Annotated in this window: 16 protein-coding genes; 7 read left to right on the top strand and 9 right to left on the bottom strand. The window is 60.8% G+C overall.

Annotation, left to right across the window (positions count from 1 at the left end):
• Window positions 1–6: 6 nt before the first annotated feature.
• Entirely contained in the window at window positions 7–1263 is a 1257-nt protein-coding gene (murA, locus tag ACB035_RS05510; protein WP_371166867.1) for a UDP-N-acetylglucosamine 1-carboxyvinyltransferase, read from the top strand.
• Window positions 1264–1350: 87 nt separating this feature from the next.
• Here murA and pmbA read toward each other — a convergent pair whose 3' ends face one another.
• The gene (gene pmbA, locus ACB035_RS05505; RefSeq protein WP_040068810.1) at window positions 1351–2694 is read right to left on the bottom strand and encodes a metalloprotease PmbA; all 1344 of its coding nucleotides are present in this window, start codon (window positions 2692–2694) and stop codon (window positions 1351–1353) included.
• Between the two features lie 114 nt (window positions 2695–2808).
• On the opposite strand from pmbA, the gene yjgA reads away from it, so the two are divergent.
• Together yjgA and ACB035_RS05495 are read left to right on the top strand one after the other, a co-directional pair.
• Window positions 2809–3333, top strand: coding sequence for a ribosome biogenesis factor YjgA (gene yjgA, locus ACB035_RS05500; RefSeq protein ID WP_321146112.1), 525 nt, complete (start codon window positions 2809–2811; stop codon window positions 3331–3333).
• A gap of 395 nt (window positions 3334–3728) precedes the next feature.
• Complete coding sequence (locus ACB035_RS05495; RefSeq protein WP_371166866.1) at window positions 3729–4511, top strand: gamma-glutamyl-gamma-aminobutyrate hydrolase family protein; 783 nt, start codon at window positions 3729–3731, stop codon at window positions 4509–4511.
• Between the two features lie 12 nt (window positions 4512–4523).
• On the opposite strand, the gene ACB035_RS05490 is transcribed toward ACB035_RS05495, so the two are convergent.
• On the bottom strand, window positions 4524–4907 hold the full coding sequence (locus ACB035_RS05490; RefSeq protein WP_040069030.1) for a hypothetical protein: 384 nt from the start codon (window positions 4905–4907) through the stop codon (window positions 4524–4526).
• 145 nt (window positions 4908–5052) lie between these two features.
• On the opposite strand from ACB035_RS05490, the gene ACB035_RS05485 reads away from it, so the two are divergent.
• A complete protein-coding gene (locus ACB035_RS05485; protein WP_371166865.1) occupies window positions 5053–6579 on the top strand; it encodes a cyclic nucleotide-binding domain-containing protein in 1527 nt (508 codons plus the stop codon).
• A gap of 45 nt (window positions 6580–6624) precedes the next feature.
• Window positions 6625–7023: an STY0301 family protein gene (locus ACB035_RS05480; RefSeq protein ID WP_270905766.1), complete on the top strand. Its 399-nt coding sequence runs from the start codon at window positions 6625–6627 to the stop codon at window positions 7021–7023.
• 76 nt (window positions 7024–7099) lie between these two features.
• On the opposite strand, the gene ACB035_RS05475 is transcribed toward ACB035_RS05480, so the two are convergent.
• From ACB035_RS05475 to ACB035_RS05450, 6 genes are all read right to left on the bottom strand, one after another.
• Entirely contained in the window at window positions 7100–7810 is a 711-nt protein-coding gene (locus tag ACB035_RS05475; protein ID WP_139442781.1) for an HAD-IA family hydrolase, read from the bottom strand.
• Window positions 7811–7842: 32 nt separating this feature from the next.
• Window positions 7843–8820, bottom strand: coding sequence for a tyrosine recombinase XerC (gene xerC / locus ACB035_RS05470; protein ID WP_043821861.1), 978 nt, complete (start codon window positions 8818–8820; stop codon window positions 7843–7845).
• The gene (locus ACB035_RS05465) at window positions 8813–9493 is read right to left on the bottom strand and encodes a DUF484 family protein (protein WP_043821859.1); all 681 of its coding nucleotides are present in this window, start codon (window positions 9491–9493) and stop codon (window positions 8813–8815) included. Before ACB035_RS05465 ends, xerC begins: the two co-directional genes overlap by 8 nt.
• 91 nt (window positions 9494–9584) lie before the next feature.
• Window positions 9585–10415, bottom strand: a complete 831-nt coding sequence (gene dapF / locus ACB035_RS05460; RefSeq protein ID WP_005336371.1) for a diaminopimelate epimerase — start codon at window positions 10413–10415, stop codon at window positions 9585–9587.
• 75 nt (window positions 10416–10490) lie between these two features.
• Complete coding sequence (gene lysA / locus ACB035_RS05455; RefSeq protein ID WP_371166864.1) at window positions 10491–11741, bottom strand: diaminopimelate decarboxylase; 1251 nt, start codon at window positions 11739–11741, stop codon at window positions 10491–10493.
• A gap of 32 nt (window positions 11742–11773) precedes the next feature.
• Window positions 11774–11950, bottom strand: a complete 177-nt coding sequence (locus ACB035_RS05450; protein WP_371166863.1) for a lipoprotein — start codon at window positions 11948–11950, stop codon at window positions 11774–11776.
• Between the two features lie 73 nt (window positions 11951–12023).
• On the opposite strand from ACB035_RS05450, the gene cyaY reads away from it, so the two are divergent.
• Window positions 12024–12338, top strand: coding sequence for an iron donor protein CyaY (gene cyaY, locus ACB035_RS05445; protein WP_069554181.1), 315 nt, complete (start codon window positions 12024–12026; stop codon window positions 12336–12338).
• The gene (locus ACB035_RS05440) at window positions 12335–12988 is read left to right on the top strand and encodes an alpha/beta hydrolase (protein ID WP_371166862.1); all 654 of its coding nucleotides are present in this window, start codon (window positions 12335–12337) and stop codon (window positions 12986–12988) included. Before cyaY ends, ACB035_RS05440 begins: the two co-directional genes overlap by 4 nt.
• Window positions 12989–13054: 66 nt before the next feature.
• Here the strand turns inward: ACB035_RS05440 and ACB035_RS05435 are convergent, their stop codons facing one another.
• On the bottom strand, window positions 13055–15574 hold the full coding sequence (locus tag ACB035_RS05435) for a class I adenylate cyclase (RefSeq protein WP_371166861.1): 2520 nt from the start codon (window positions 15572–15574) through the stop codon (window positions 13055–13057).
• Window positions 15575–15731 lie beyond the last annotated feature (157 nt).

Raw genomic sequence — 15731 nt, 5'->3', positions numbered from 1 at the left:
TAAAAAATGGACAAATTCAAAATCGATGGTCGTTGTACTCTCAACGGCGAAGTGACCATCTCCGGCGCCAAAAACGCCGCGCTGCCGATCCTGTTCGCAACCCTGCTCTGTGATGAAGAGGTACACCTCTCCAACGTGCCGCGCCTGAAAGATGTGGGCACCACCATCAAGCTGCTGGAGATGCTGGGCGCGACCACCAAGGTCAACGGCAACGTCACAGTGCTGACCGGTGCGGTGAACAACCATGTCGCCCCCTACGAGCTGGTGAAGACCATGCGCGCCTCCATTCTGGCGCTGGGCCCGCTGGCCGCCCGTTTCGGTGCTGCTGATGTCTCCCTGCCCGGCGGCTGCGCCATCGGTGCCCGTCCGGTCAACCTGCACGTCCACGGCCTGGAGCTGATGGGTGCCAAGATCACCATCGAAGATGGTTACATCAAGGCCCGTGTCGATGGTCGCCTGAAAGGCGCCCACATCCTGATGGATATGGTCTCCGTGACCGGTACCGAAAACCTGATGATGGCTGCGACCCTGGCTGATGGCCGCACCGTGATCGAAAACGCCGCGCGCGAGCCGGAAGTGGTCGATCTGGCCAACTTCCTCAATGCTCTGGGCGCCAAGATCCAGGGCGCGGGCACCGATACCCTGACCATCGACGGTGTCGAGCGTCTGCACGGCGGCAACTACAGTGTGCAGCCTGACCGCATCGAAACCGGTACCTTCCTGGTGGGCGCAGCGGTCACCGGCGGCAAGATCACCTGCCGCAAGACCGACCCGACTCTGCTGGAAGCGGTACTGGTCAAGCTGGAAGAGGCTGGCGCCCTGATTGAGAAGGGTGAAGACTGGATCACCCTCGACATGACTGGCCGCACGCTCAAGCCGGTCACCATCAAGACTGCCCCCTACCCTGCATTCCCGACCGACATGCAGGCACAGTTCACTGTGCTGAACGCCGTCGCCAAAGGCACCGGCATGGTCACCGAGACCATCTTCGAGAACCGCTTCATGCACGTTCCCGAACTGGTACGGATGGGTGCAGACATCGAACTGCAGGGCAATGTGGCCATCTGCCGTGACACCGAGCAACTCAAGGGTGCCCAGGTGATGGCGACCGATCTGCGCGCCTCCGCCAGTCTGGTACTGGCCGGCTTCGTGGCCGAAGGCTCCACCATCGTCGACCGTATCTATCACATCGACCGTGGCTACGAAGACATCGAGCAGAAGCTGCAGGGTCTGGGTGGCCGCATCGAGCGCATCAAGGGCTGATAGCCCACTGATAGCTAGCCGATAAAAAGGCCCCCTCGCGTTGGCGAGGGGGCCTTTTTCATGGTTTCGGTTCTGTTGAAACCGGGATCAGTGACCCGCCAGCTTCATATTCTCTACCAGCACCGAGCCGGTCTTGAGACTGGAGCGCTCATCCTCGTCACGGCCCACCGCCACGATATGGCTGAACATCTCGGCCAGATTGCCGGCGATGGTGATCTCCTCGACCGGATAGGCTATTTCGCCATTCTCGACCCAGAAACCGGCGGCGCCGCGGGAGTAATCGCCATTTACGATATTGACCCCCTGTCCCATCAGCTCGGTCACCAGCAGGCCGGTGCCCATCTCTTTCAGCATGCCCTGAAAATCCTGGCCGGTATTGGAGACCTGCCAGTTGTGGATGCCACCGGCATGACCGGTGGTGGTCAAGCCCAGCTTGCGCGCAGAGTAGGAGGTAAGCAGCCAGCTCATCAGCTCGCCGTTACGGATGATATCCATGTCGCGGGTACGCACCCCTTCGCCATCGAACGGGGTACTGGCAAGCCCGCCCAGCAGGTGGGGGAACTCCTGAATGGTGAGCCACTCTGGCAGGATCTGCTTGCCCAATTTGTCGAGCAGGAAGCTCGACTTGCGATAGAGGTTGCCACCGCTGATGGCCATCACCAGATGGCCCCACAGACCGGAGGCTGTGTCAGGATGGAACAGCACAGGCGCATGACGGGTAGAGATCTTGCGGGCGCCGAGGCGGGAGACGGTACGCTCAACGGCTTCGTCGGCGATGCGCTGCGGGCTCCAGAGCCCGTCGAGGGTACGGCTGGAGGAGTAGCCGTAATCCCGTTGCATGTCGCCATCCTGCTCGCCGATCAGCACACAGCTCAGAGAGTTGCGCGACGCCGCGTAGCCTTTGACGAAGCCGTGGCTGTTGCCATAGACCTTGATGCCAAGATGGCTGGAGAAACCGGCGCCGTCGGAGTGCTTGATACGGGCATCGCGACCCAGAGCGAGTCGTTCGCACTCGATGGCCAGTTCGATGCCGCGCTGGGGATCCAGTTCGATTTGGTGGCACAGTTGTAGATCGGGGGCATCCCAGGCCAGCAGCTCGGCGTCCGCCAGACCGGCGCAATCATCGGCCGAGGTGTGGCGGGCAATCTCGATGGCCGCTTCAACGGCGGCACGAATGGCGGGTTTGCTCAGATCGGTGGTCGAGGAAGATCCCTTGCAACCATCGCGATAGACGGCGATACCGAGGGCGCCATCCTTATTGAATTCAATGCTTTCTAGTTCACAACCCCGGGTGTTCACCGACAACCCGGTCTGCTTGCTGATGGAGACTTCGGCCAGCGAGGCGCCCAGTCCTTTGGCTATCTCCAGGGCTTCGGCAACCACGGCCTCGAGATGGGCTTGATCCTGGCGGATTTGGTCTTGCTGATCCATAACTCACATCTGTATGAAAGAAGGAAAGGGGGGTAAGCATATCAGACCCCTGCGCCCAGCGGGAGAAGCTGGTAACATATCCGCCAAACGTGAATGACAGGAATCAAGAGACCGATGAGTCAATATCAAGACGACAACGAGTTCGAAGACTGGGGCCCCAGCAAGAGCCAGCTCAAGCGCGATGCCGAAGCATTGCAGAAAATGGGGGAAGAGATCGTCTCCCTCAGCCACAGCGAGCTGGAAAAAATCCCGTTGGATGAAGAGCTTGCAGAAGCTGTCGAGCTGGGTCGCAAACTCAAGCCGAAGAAGGATGAGTCCTTCCGTCGCCATCTGCAGTTCATCGGCCGCCTGATGCGCAGCCGCGATATCGAGCCGATTGCCGAAGCACTCTCTATCATCAAGAACCGTCACTCCACCGTGAATGCGCGCCTGCATCGCCTGGAGCAGTGGCGCGAGCGGCTGATCAGCGAGGGAGACAGCGCCCTCAACGAGCTGATGTCCCAGTTCCACGAACTGGATCGCCAGAAGCTGCGCCAGCTGATCCGCAGCGCCAACAAGGAACGGGAGCTGAACAAGCCGCCGGTCGCCTATCGCGAGATGTACCAGTATCTGCGCGGCGAGATTGAAGACCTGCTGTGATCCCCGAAAAACGCCTCCCCTCGGGGAGGCGTGCTTCTATTGATGCCTTTTCCTCTCCCCATACCCCGCCCCCCTGCGCGTTTAATATATCCACCATTTTGCTACCCCAGCCATAACGGCCCATCTCAACAACCCCGTTAAATCGCCGCTTCAGAGCAGACCAAAACAGACGCGTTAACAATTTGGTATCATTTTGTTTGACATATTGAACGGCCTTGGCAGACTGAAGAGAGGATCCAGGCTGTCGTTGCCGAGGCTGACCGACGATTCTGCCCCCCGGGCCGACACGGGATCCCTTGACCATGCCTTGAGGCATGCCCTTGCCCTGCCGGTTTGCAAGGGCCTGCCCAAGGCGCAGGATGAGACTTCAACGCCAAGGATAATCAAGGTGCCCTATGCCAAATCCCCAGCCTCCCGCTCCCCGTAAACCTGTCGTGCTGATGACCATGGGAGCCCAGCCCCGCAACGGCCACGCCTATCAGGTGATGACCCACAAATACATCATACCGCTGGTGGAAATAAGCGGCTGCGTCCCGCTGCTGGTGCCCACCTGCTGCGGCACCGCTGATCTGGAGCAGTATCTGGATCTGGCTGACGGCATCTATCTGAGCGGCGCCGGCTCCAACATCGATCCAGCCCTCTACGGTCAGGAGAACCTCACGCCGGAGAAACAGCAGGACAGGGATCGCGACCTGTTCGATCTGCCCCTCATCAAGGGGGCGCTCGCCCGTGGCTTGCCGATCCTCGGTATCTGCCGCGGTATGCAGGAGATCAACGTGGCGCTGGGGGGAGACATCCATCAGAAGGTCTATAACGAGCCGGGTTATGACGATCACCGGGAGGATGCCGACGATCCGGTCGACGAGCAGTATGGGCCGAGCCATCAGATCAAACTGCTGCCCGGAAGCTGGTTTGCCGAACTGATGGGGGAAGAACAGATTCCGGTCAACTCCCTGCATGGGCAGGGCATCAACCGGTTGGGGAAGGGTCTGGAGCCGTTGGCCCACGCCGAAGATGGGCTGATCGAGGCACTTCATGCTCCCACACTGTCACCCTTTTTGCTGGCAGTGCAGTGGCATCCGGAGTGGAAAGCCAATGAAAACCCCCACTCCATCAAGATCTTTCAAGCCTTTGGCGATGCCTGCCGCCAACGCAGTGCATTGATGGCGGCTAGTTAATCCCTCATCGATTCAGTCGCCAAACCCGCGCGCCTTGAGCTTGGGCAGTCCGCCCCGCTCGGGGCGCAGGGTACGGCAGATATCCATCCCCTTGAGCCCGCGCTGGATATGGTCAGGCGAATGGCCAAACACCATGCCGTTGCTGCGGTAGAGGTTGTTGTCATCCAGTTCGAACTTCTCGCCGCCAATCAGCAACTGCTCGCGGCCATTGACCGTGTCACCCCGCTTGATGGGCACCTTCATATCACTCAGCACCTCGCCGGTGGCACACCCCTCACGCCAGCGCGCCTCGCTGGAGAAGGGGGTAATGGCTATTTCACGCCAGGAGCCATCCCGGAATTCGACCCGATACTTCTCGGCCAGCAGGTCGCAGCCCGCCAATGGCAACAGGGCCATCAAACAGATGATTTTCTTTGAAAATTTCACTCAATCGCACTCCTTTGCCCGGTTCTGCACAGGATAAATAAATTGCCGCCCCAACGCACCATTTCCCCGCGCCGCAGCAGCTATGCTGGAAATAAAACCACAATAAGGTGCTGCTATGGCTGGCGAAAACCTCACCGCGCTACCGACGCTGATCTGGATTGGCGAACACCCGTTCTGGACCCTGCTCACCCTCTCCCTGATGCTGATCCACTTCTGGCGCCGTCCGGGACAGCGACGGGAGCTGCTCTCCGAGCTCAGTTTCGTGATGATAAGCGCGGTGGTGATCATGCTGATCCAGCTGGAAGGGGGCTGGTTCAAACTGCCGCTGCCCCATCAATTGCTGATCGAGATCTCCACCCTGCTGGCTGGCCTGATACTGGTCAAGATATGGGGGATCCTGCTGTTCGAATTCCTGCTCCCCCTCTGCCATGTGCGGATCCCGCGGATCATCGCCGATATCGTCATCACCATCGGCTATATCGGCTGGGGTCTGTTTCGCCTCTACGCCTCCGGCATGGCGCTCGGGGAGATAGTCACCACCTCGGCGGTGATCACCGCGGTCATCGCCTTCGCCATGCAGGACACCCTTGGCAACCTGCTGGCCGGGGTCTCCATTCAGCTCGACAACTCCATCGCCATCGGTGACTGGCTGCAAGTGGATACCACCCAGGGCCGGGTGGTGGAGATCAACTGGCGTGCTACCACCATCGAGACCCGCAACTGGGAGACTGTCGTCATCCCCAACAGCCACCTGCTCAAACAGCGCTTCACCGTGCTCGGGCGCCGCCGTGGCGAACCCTTGCAGTGGCGGCGCTGGGTCTGGTTCGATCTGACCCTGGATACCCTGCCGACCCAGATCATCGCGCTGATCGAGAAATCCCTGCGGGAGACCAAGCTCCCCTGCGTCGCCAAGCATCCACAACCGGACTGCCTGCTGATGAACGTCGAAGGGGGCATCGCCCGCTATGCGGTGCGCTACTGGCTCACTGACCTGGCTCGCGACGATCCGACCGACTCCATGGTGCGCAGCCTGATCGATGCCGCCCTGCGCCGCAACGATCGCCGCCTCACCCCGCCGATCTTCAACGTTTTTATGGCCAAGGAGAAGCAGCATCTGGATGCCCGCCACAAGCGCCACACCGCCGAACGAACCGATACCCTGCGCAAGCTGCCGCTGTTTGCCATGTTGCAGGAGAACGAGCTGCTCCAGCTGGCCGATCAGGTGAAGTTCGCCCCCTTCGTCAGCGGCGACATCATGCTGGAGCAGGGAGATGTCTCCAGCTGGCTGTTCGTGCTGGTCAAAGGGGAAGCCGAGATGGTGGTCAATGTCGAAGGGCGAGAGCTGAAACTCGGTACGCTCAACGCGGGAGACTTTTTTGGCGAACTGAGCCTGCTCACCGGCGAGCCCAGCTCCTTCACGGTACGGGCGGTGGCCACCGTCGAAACCTATCGCATCAATCAGGCAATGTTTCAGGAGCTGGTGATGCAGCGCGAGGCGCTGGTCGAGCCCCTCTACCGGGTGCTGAGCGACCGCCAGCAGGAGCAGCAGGCGCTGCTGGAGCGGGAAGCGGAAGCCATGAAACAGCCACCACAACAGCTTGATCTGCTTGATAAACTGATGAAGCTGTTCGGCGGAAGATGACGTAGCATGGCATCGTATTGAGGACGTGAAGAGAGAACCGCAGCCATGTTACTGACAACCCTGGCCCTTGCCGCCAGCCTGCAATTTGATTGTCCCGCCACCATCGAGACTCGCCAGAAGCTGCTGACCCCGCAGCAGGGCTGGCAGGCGTTCACCCGCAATGACGATGGCAAACCGGACGAAACCCTCAGCCATCGGCTCGATAATCTGGCCCTGTTCGACGGAGATCCTGCCGAACTGGCCCAGCTAAAACCGGATAATGGCGACAGCGACGAGATCCACTACTGGAGCCAGCTCGATAGCAGCCTGCGCCCGCTCTATCTGGTCTGCCGCTATCAGAACAGCGCCATCACCCTGCAGCAGGCGCTGCCCGCCGGCATCAGTTACTGCCGCGTCAACCAGCGCGACCGCTACACCCTGCTCGGGTTGGTTTGCCGCAAATAGCGGGCGTAACCCCTTGCCATATATCGCTATTCGCTGACAGCCATTACCGCCTGAGCCGAGCCTCCCGCCAGCGCCATCAGAGCAGCAGTTCGGCCAGCTCCTCCAGTGCCGTCAGCTCCACGTCCGGCAACAGTTGCAGCTGTTGCCACGGTTGTTGCCGCTCGTTGAGCCAGGCGGCGCGAAAGCCGTGCAAGCGGGCACCCAGCACATCGGTCTCGGGATGATCCCCAACATGGAGGATCCGCTCCGCAGGCAGCTTGAGGGCACTACGGGTTTGCTCAAACATATCCGGGGCAGGCTTCATTCTGGCATTCATCCCCGCCTTGCAGACCAGCGTGAAGTAGCGATCCAGCCCTGCCTGCGCCAGATCCAGATTACCGTTGGTGATGACCACCAGCGGGTAGCGTTCGGCCAGTCTGGCCAGCAGCTGATGAGTGGACTCGCTCACCTCGATCTTCGAGCGCTCTGCCAGAAACGCAGCAAACACCTGCTCCGCCTCGCGGCTGGCCTGCTGGTCAGCCATCCCCCCCGCCACCATAGCGGCGCGGATGGTCTGCTGGCGCGCCAGGCTGACATCGTGGCGCAGCTCGGGCCTGGCCAGCAACACGGTGCGTTTTAACTCCAGCCAGCGCGGCTTGTCGAGCATGGCGGTGGCCAGATATTCGCTGCGCAGATGGCTCAGCATCCACTGCTCGGCGCGCACGATGGCGGGGCCGTTGTCATAGAGGGTGTCATCGAGGTCAAACGAGATGGCAGCAACCGGCTGCCAGCGGCGATAGAAGTGCATGGACTCTCCTCTGCAACGGGGCTCAGGGCCCGTTATTCATCGTCCTGCGCATCCGGGTCACGCTTGGCCCTGGGGTGGGCGCTGTCGTAAACCTTGGCCAGATGCTGGAAGTCGAGGTGGGTATAGATCTGGGTGGTAGAGAGGTCGGCATGTCCCAACAGCTCCTGCACCGCCCGCAGATCGCCGGAGGACTCCAGCATATGGGTGGCGAAGCTGTGGCGCAGCTTGTGGGGATGAACGTGGGCGTTGAGCGCCTGCTTGTTGCCCCAGCCATCGAGGCGGGCCTGCACCGAGCGGGCCGACAGCCGCTGCTTGCGGCTGGAGACAAACAGCGCCTCGCTCTCGTCCCCGGCCAGCAACGGCCGCACCTTGAGCCACTTCTGCAGCCACTCGACCGCCATCCGGCCGATGGGCAGCACCCGCTCCCGCGAGCCCTTGCCGGTCACCTTGAGCTGGCGGTCGTCGAGCTTCAGGTCCACCAGATTGATCCCCACCAGCTCGGCCAGACGCAGCCCTGAAGAGTACATCAGCTCCATGATGGCGCGATCCCGCACCGCCAGCGGATCCTGCTCGTCGGTGATGTTGAGCAGCTGGTGCATCTCGTCCACATCGAGGTTTTTCGGCAGCGGCCGCCCCTGTTTGGGGGTGACGATGCCGCGGGCCGGATTGGCGGTCAGCCGCCCCTGCCGCACCTGCCAGTCGCAAAAGCTGCGCAGGGCCGAGACCTTGGTGGAAAGGGAACGAGGAGCAAGTCCCCCCTTGTGCATCCGGGTCACCAGAGTGCGCACCTGACTCGCCTCGAGCCGACCCCAGTCAGTGAGCCCCAGGGCCACCAGCTCGGCGGTCATCGCCTCCAGATGGGCTTGATAGTTATTGCGGGTATGAGGGCTGAGCTGACGCTCGACCCTCAGGTATTCGATAAAGGCCGCCAGCTCGTCCGCCAGTGCCGCAGGCAGTGGCGGTGCGACGACGGGAGCTTTGGCTGGCGCCCTGGCCGGTGTTCTAGCCATGAGTCAACTCGGGCAAACGCAGTTGCAGCAGGCGCCCCAGTTGGCCCAGCAGCAGGGTGTCGTTGTGGGGAGTAAAGTGGCCGGGATCCGAGCTGGCGAAGGCCAGCACACCGAGATCGCCGAGCCGCATCAGGGCCACCGAGTTGACCAGCACATCATGGCCAAACAGCGCCTGCTTCTCGCTCTGGCTCAGGCGGCCAAAGTAGTAATCCTGCCCCGGCAGACGTTGACCCAGCAGGGATTCGAGCTGCTTGCCCTGCGCCAGAAAACGCTGCTCTGGCCCGCTCAGGGTAAACTTCTTGGGATTGAGCCAGAGCCGCAGCCCGGTCAGGCGCAGCCGCTGGACAAAGGCCTTGCCCATCACGGCACTCACCTCGAACAGGGTCTGGCAGCCGTACAGCTCGCCGTAGAGATCGGCATAGACCCGGAAGATCCGCTCGTTCTCGCTGGCGATCCCCATCAATTCGGTGATCTCCTGCTCCAGCTGTTCGATCCGCTCGCGCTGACGCTCCAGCTGGCGCTCGACCAGCGAGACCGACCCTTTGCGTTCATGGGGAATGCGGATCCGGTCCAGCACGGCGGCATGGCGTTGGAAAAACTCGGGATAACGGGCCAGGTACTCCAGCACAGTGGCTTCATCCACCGATTGCTCCTGCCGTTTGAGTTCGCTCATAAATTGGTTGATCCATCAGAGAAATGGGGCTTGCTGCCCCGACATCATGGGCAAAGGAGGCCAGCGCCCCCCGTACCTGAACCTTTATCGGCTAAACCTCTATCTGGCCGTCAAACACATGCTCGGCGGGACCTGTCATATAGACCGGCTGGCCCGGCCCCTTCCAGGCGATTGTCAGCTTGCCGCCCGGCAGACTGACGGTGACCCGCTCCTTGAGCTTGCCCTGACTGATGCCAATTACTGCCGCCGCACAGGCACCGGTGCCGCAGGCCAGGGTCTCGCCACAGCCCCGCTCGAATACACGCAGTTTGATCTCGGTGGCGTTGACCATCTCCATGAAACCGACATTGACCCGCTCGGGAAAACGCTCGTGGCGCTCCATGATGGCACCCAGCGTTTCGACCGGCGCATCGGCGACCGAAGGCACCTCGATGACGCAGTGGGGATTGCCCATGGAGACCACGCCACACATCACGGTATGCTCCTGCGCCCGCAACAGATAGGTTTTCTCTGCCTTCTGGGCCCGGAACGGGATCTTGCCCGGCTCAAACTGGGGAACACCCATGTTGACCGTGACCTGATTCTCCCCCTCCAGCTGCAACACGATGCGACCCCGGGCGGTACTGACCGCGATGCGATCCCGGTTGATCAGCCCCTTGAGACGCACGAAACGGGCAAAACAGCGGGCACCGTTGCCACACTGCTCCACCTCGCTGCCATCGGCATTGAAAATGCGATAGTGAAAGTCGAGTTCAGGGTCATAGGGCGGCTCCACCAGCAGCAGCTGGTCAAAGCCGATCCCGAAGTGGCGATCTGCCAGCTTCTTGATGACGTCATTGCTGAAAAATACCTTCTGGGTGACGCCATCCACCACCATGAAGTCGTTGCCCAAGCCATGCATCTTGGAAAAATCTATCAACATCGTGCATTCCTGTGCTGTTAGGGCTGTAAAAACTCACCGTCAACCGTTATGAAATCATTGTCCCAGCCTGCGCCATCAGGGCAGCAGGTGCTCACCGCGCCAGAGATCGGCCAACTGCTCACGCTCGCGGATCAGGTGCGCCTCGGCACCATCCACCAGCACTTCGGCTGCGCGCGGACGGGTGTTGTAGTTGGATGACATGGTAAAGCCGTAGGCACCGGCCGAACGCACTGCCAGCAGGGAGCCCTCGGCAATGGCCAGGGTACGCTCCTTGCCGAGGAAGTCGCCGGTCTCGCACACCGGGCCCACCACGTCATAGAGCGCGGGAGCATGGCCGGCACGACTATCCACTTCGATGATGTTCATCCAGGCGCCGTAGAGCGAGGGACGCAGCATGTCGTTCATGCCGGCATCGATCAGCGCGAAGTTGCGGGTTTCGCCCGGTTTCAGGTACTCGACCCGGGTCAGCAGCACGCCGGCATTGGCGACGATGGCACGGCCCGGCTCGAACAGCAGGGTCAGATCCCGGCCCGCCAGCTTCTGCTTCAGCGCTTCGGCATACTCGGTCGGATGGGGTGGCTGCTCGGAACCATAGTTGACCCCAAGGCCGCCGCCCACGTCCAGATGATGGATATGAATGCCTTCCGCTGCCAGACCGTCGATCAGCCGCAGCAGCTTGTCAGCCGCTTCCATAAAGGGATTCAATTCAGTGAGTTGCGAGCCTATATGGCAATCCACCCCGACGATCTCGATGTTCACCATCGCGGCCGCCTTGCGATAGATGGCTGGCGCCTGCTCGATGGGAATGCCGAACTTGTTCTGCTTGAGGCCGGTGGAGATATAGGGGTGGGTACCGGCATCGATATCCGGATTGACCCGCACCGAGACGCGAGCTTTCTTGCCCATGCTGCCCGCCACCCGATTGAGGCGCTCCAGCTCGGCTTCCGACTCCAGATTGAAGCAGAGGATCTCTTTATCCAGCGCCAGGCGCATCTCCGCTTCGCTCTTTGCTACACCGGAGAAGACCACCTTGGCCGGATCACCGCCCGCCGCCAGTACCCGCGACAGCTCGCCACCGGAGACGATGTCAAACCCCGAGCCCAGACGGGCCAGCAGGTTGAGCAGCGCCAGGTTCGAGTTGGCCTTCACCGCATAGCAGATCAGATGGGGAATATCGCCAGCGGCCTTGTCGAAGGCGTGCCAGTGGCGCTCGAGGGTCGCACGGGAGTAGACGTAAAGCGGGGTACCGTACTGCTCGGCAAGCTGTTGCAGCGAGGTTTGCTCGGCCTGAAGCTGGCCGTCGGCGTCGTAGTTAAAGTGATCCAAGGGGGCGGTTCCTTCCTAGAATGGGTGCGGCATTAGTGCGGCGCGGCCTCGGTGGCAGCCTGAGTGGTCGCAGGCGGTGCTGCTTGCGGTGTACTCTGGCTCTGTGGCTGCTCGGGGGGCGGCATATAGAGAGGCCCCTTCAGACCGCACGCGGCCAACCCGAGGGACAGAAGAGTAGCAAGCAGACACTTGGTGAACTGGGTGATCATAATGGTTCGCTGCGAAAAAATTTTTGGCCCTCTATAATCGCACTCACATTGTTAAAAGCAACAGGATAAACCGATGAAGGATCACGAGTATCACGCCCTGACCGACGCCTTTTTCCAATATGTGGAAGACACGCTCGACGAGGGGTATCCGGATATCGACTGCGAACGCAACGGCGGCGTATTGACCCTCTCTTTCGAGAACAAGACCAAGGTCATCATCAACAAGCAGGAGCCACTGCACCAGATTTGGGTCGCCACCCGCGAGAACGGCTTCCACTTCGAACTGCAGGGTGACACCTGGATCGACAACCGCTTCGGCCACGAGCTCAAGGCGCTGCTGAGCCAATCCTGCACCGCCCAGGCGGGCGAAGAGGTGGTGTTCCCATGATCGACCTGCACCCGCAGGGCGCCCGTCATGCGGTGATCTGGCTGCATGGGCTGGGTGATTCCGGCGCCGGTCTCGCCCCGCTGGTGGACGCGCTGGATCTGCCCGCCGAGCTACCGGTGCGTCACCTGCTGCCGGATGCCCCCGAGCGCCCCATCACCATCAACATGGGCTACAAGATGCGCGGCTGGTACGACATCAGGAGCTTCGAGGATCCCGCCGAGCGGGCCGTGGAGTCCCATGTCCGTGAATCAGCCGACCAGATTGCCGCATTGCTCGATCAGCTGGTGGCCGACGGGTTTGCCCCCGAGCATATCGTGCTGGCAGGTTTCTCTCAGGGCGGGGTGATTGCCTCCTTCACCGCGCTGCGCTATCAGGCAACGCTGGCGGGCCTGCTCTGCATGTCCACCTATCTGGCCGCCCCCGACAAGCTGCTCGGCGAGATGAGCGAGGCTGCTCGCGCCCTGCCCATCTGCTACATGCACGGCATCTATGACGATGTGGTGAGCCTGTCGCTGGGTTGGGATGCCAAGAACCGGCTGGAAAGCGCCGGACTCCCCCCCGAGTGGCACGAGTACCCGATGCGTCACGAGATCTGCCGCCCGCAGCTGGGCGACATTCGCAGCTGGCTGCTGGCCCGCCTCGGCGCCTGAGCCCTTCCGGCAAAGCAAACGGCCTGCATCTGCAGGCCGTTTTTTATGGCGATTCCAACTGGCGGGTCAGCCCACTTCCCGGGTGGGCGACACCTGTTCGCGCAGAGTGCCCTGACTGCGATAGGGGATCACATCCAGCTCGCCATTCACCTGTACTATCTCGTAGTACTGGGGCAGGTTGAAGTTGATGAACTGCCCATCATCGCTGAACCGCTCGTGATTGGAGGTGTAGAAGCGGTTGACCCCCGCCACCAGCTCATCCTTGTTTCCAGCAAAGTGCTGGTAGATCTCCACCCGGTTCGCCTCATCGAGGATATAGATGTTGGTGCCCGCATCCCGGGTATCGAAGAAGAACTGCACCAATCCTTCGCTGGCGTAGGCATCGACGATGCTCGGCAGATGCTGGCTGTGGGTCTTGTCGAGCCGCAGCGGCAGGTGATCCAGCTTGTTGTGGGAGATGTGACGGTAAAAATCGATGGCGTTTTCCAGCTTCTTCACCGACACCCCGCGCCGCTCGAAGAAGATGCCGTACTTCTCGCGGCCAAGGGCCATGGTCTTGACCAGCTGCTGTTTGTCGCGGGCCAGGCGCAGGTCGATACACTCCGCCACCAGGGTCTGGAAGCGGGAGCGCACCAGAGAACGGAAGTGCTGGCTGTAGCAGAACACCTCGATCATCTCGGGGGCGGCAGCATCCTGATGCATCTTGCCGAGGATGGTGGTGAGGGCATCGACCACGGCTTCATCCCCCTGGAAGTGCAGGGTGCGGATCTCGCTCCAGGAGTTGCGGTAGACCAGATCCACAGATCCCACCAGACACTCCTGATTGCGGCCGAACGAGAAGACATCCACGGTATTGGCGTCAAATTCGATTACCTGACCGACCCAGTGACTGGTCGGATCCATCTCCAGATTGAGGAAGATGGAGAGCTGACGGATCTCGCACGGCCGACTGAGGGCCAGGTTGGTGGCCAGCGGGTACTTCTCGGGGAAGCAGCCGGAGAGATCGCGGCAGAACTGGTGCAGATTGTCGATGTGCAGATCCGAGCCCTGATTGAACAGGTGCACCCGCGACTGGGGCGTCAGCAGATCGTTGAAGTAGGCCCAGGAGACCAGCTTGCTGATGTAGCCGTTGAACTCCAGCGGCGCGCGGCCAATGATGTCCACCGGCTCCAGCGAATGTTTGTAGAGATACCAGCCGGCGCGGTTGAGGCGACCATGCGGCACCTGCACGAAGCTGAGATCCGGCTCGCTCAGATCTGGCGCTATCTTGAGGTTCACCCGCTGCACCTTGCCCGGCAGGCTCTCGAACGCGGCGTAGAGTTTGCGCGACAGAATGCCGATATCTTCCGGGTTGATCGACTCGCTGATGTTGTTGCGGCGGGCGAACTGGATCAGGTTGCGGTAGCTCTGCATCAGGGCTTCCAGCAGCTCGGCGTGAGCGATCTTCACCTCTTCGATCTTCCACTCATGGCGATGATCGAGTTGATAAAGTTTGTCCTGACTCCAGCCCCAGTAGGAGACCAGCTGGCTCATCTGCTCGCGACGCCATTCGGGGTAGTGATCATCCTTGGGATGGCTGAGACCGTCGCACACCTTGAGGTAGAAGCAGCGGCGCACCAGATCGAGCCGCGCCATGTCGCCGATGGACTTGAGGTAGTTGGTCACCTTGTCCAGCATCAGACAGTAGTTGTCGAGCCGGTAGTGCATCCCCTCGTTGTGCTGGAACCAGTCGCGACCAATCATCGACAGCAGGCGGGTGTTGGGATACTCGTGGGAGTAGGCCTCCATCAGCACCGACTTGAGCACCGCCTTGTAGGGGGAGTCGATCCCCTTGTAGAGCTGCCACAGGGCGGAGCCGAAATACTCTTCGGCCGGAATACGGTCAAAACTGCCGAGATCGAGCCAGTCGTCCTGATTGAGCTTGCCACTCTCGAACAGCTCGTTCACATACGCATCGTAGTGATCATCACACTCGGTGGGCACCAGATACCAGATCAAGCGTTTGCCCGCGATACGCATGGCACTGCGGTAGAACTCGTCGAGCAGCAGCAGGTGCTGGGCACTGCCGCAGCTCTCCCCCTGCATCTGGGCATCGTTGGTCTGGCGGAACTTGTCTTCCGGAATAAGGAAGAAGTTGAGATCGACCCCGCGCTGTTCGGCCCACTTGGAGAGTTGCTGGCATTTCAGCTCCAGCAGATCGAGCCGCTCCTGCGACAAACCGGCCACGTGGCAGACCCAGATATCGAGATCGGAGTGACAGCATTGACCGATGGAGGAGGTGCTGCCCATGGAGTAGAGCCCCTGAATGGCTCGATCATGGGTGGCCAGACCACTCTGGCAGTTGGCGTTGCGACAGAGGTCATCGATAAAGGCTTGCTGCTCGGCGGTGGCGCTGAAGCTCCAGATGCCATGAGGGACATCACCGGAGACATAACCGGGCAGCAGGGGATGATTGAAGTGCAGCATGACAGGCAGCAGTTGGAATACCTGCTGCCCATAGCGACTCATGAGGCCTAACGCCCGTTGCGTCTTGAGACGGGTAATGTCGTCATAACGCGCAACCAGCGTATCGATGTGTTCCTGCAATGCCCTGCCTATCACCTAAGTGAAAATGACGCACCAAAAGGGGGATACGTCAAAAAAGTGTGATCATGTTAACAATGCAAACAGCGGTGGTAAACAAGCCTTCAGCTAAACGTCAGATTATTTCTGGTATGACCACATCAAGTATCATGGGAAATCA

This window comes from Aeromonas sp. S12(2024) (assembly GCF_041402305.1).
Classification (GTDB): Bacteria; Pseudomonadota; Gammaproteobacteria; order Enterobacterales; family Aeromonadaceae; genus Aeromonas; species Aeromonas veronii.
This window is presented reverse-complemented; position numbering and strand designations above follow the sequence as displayed.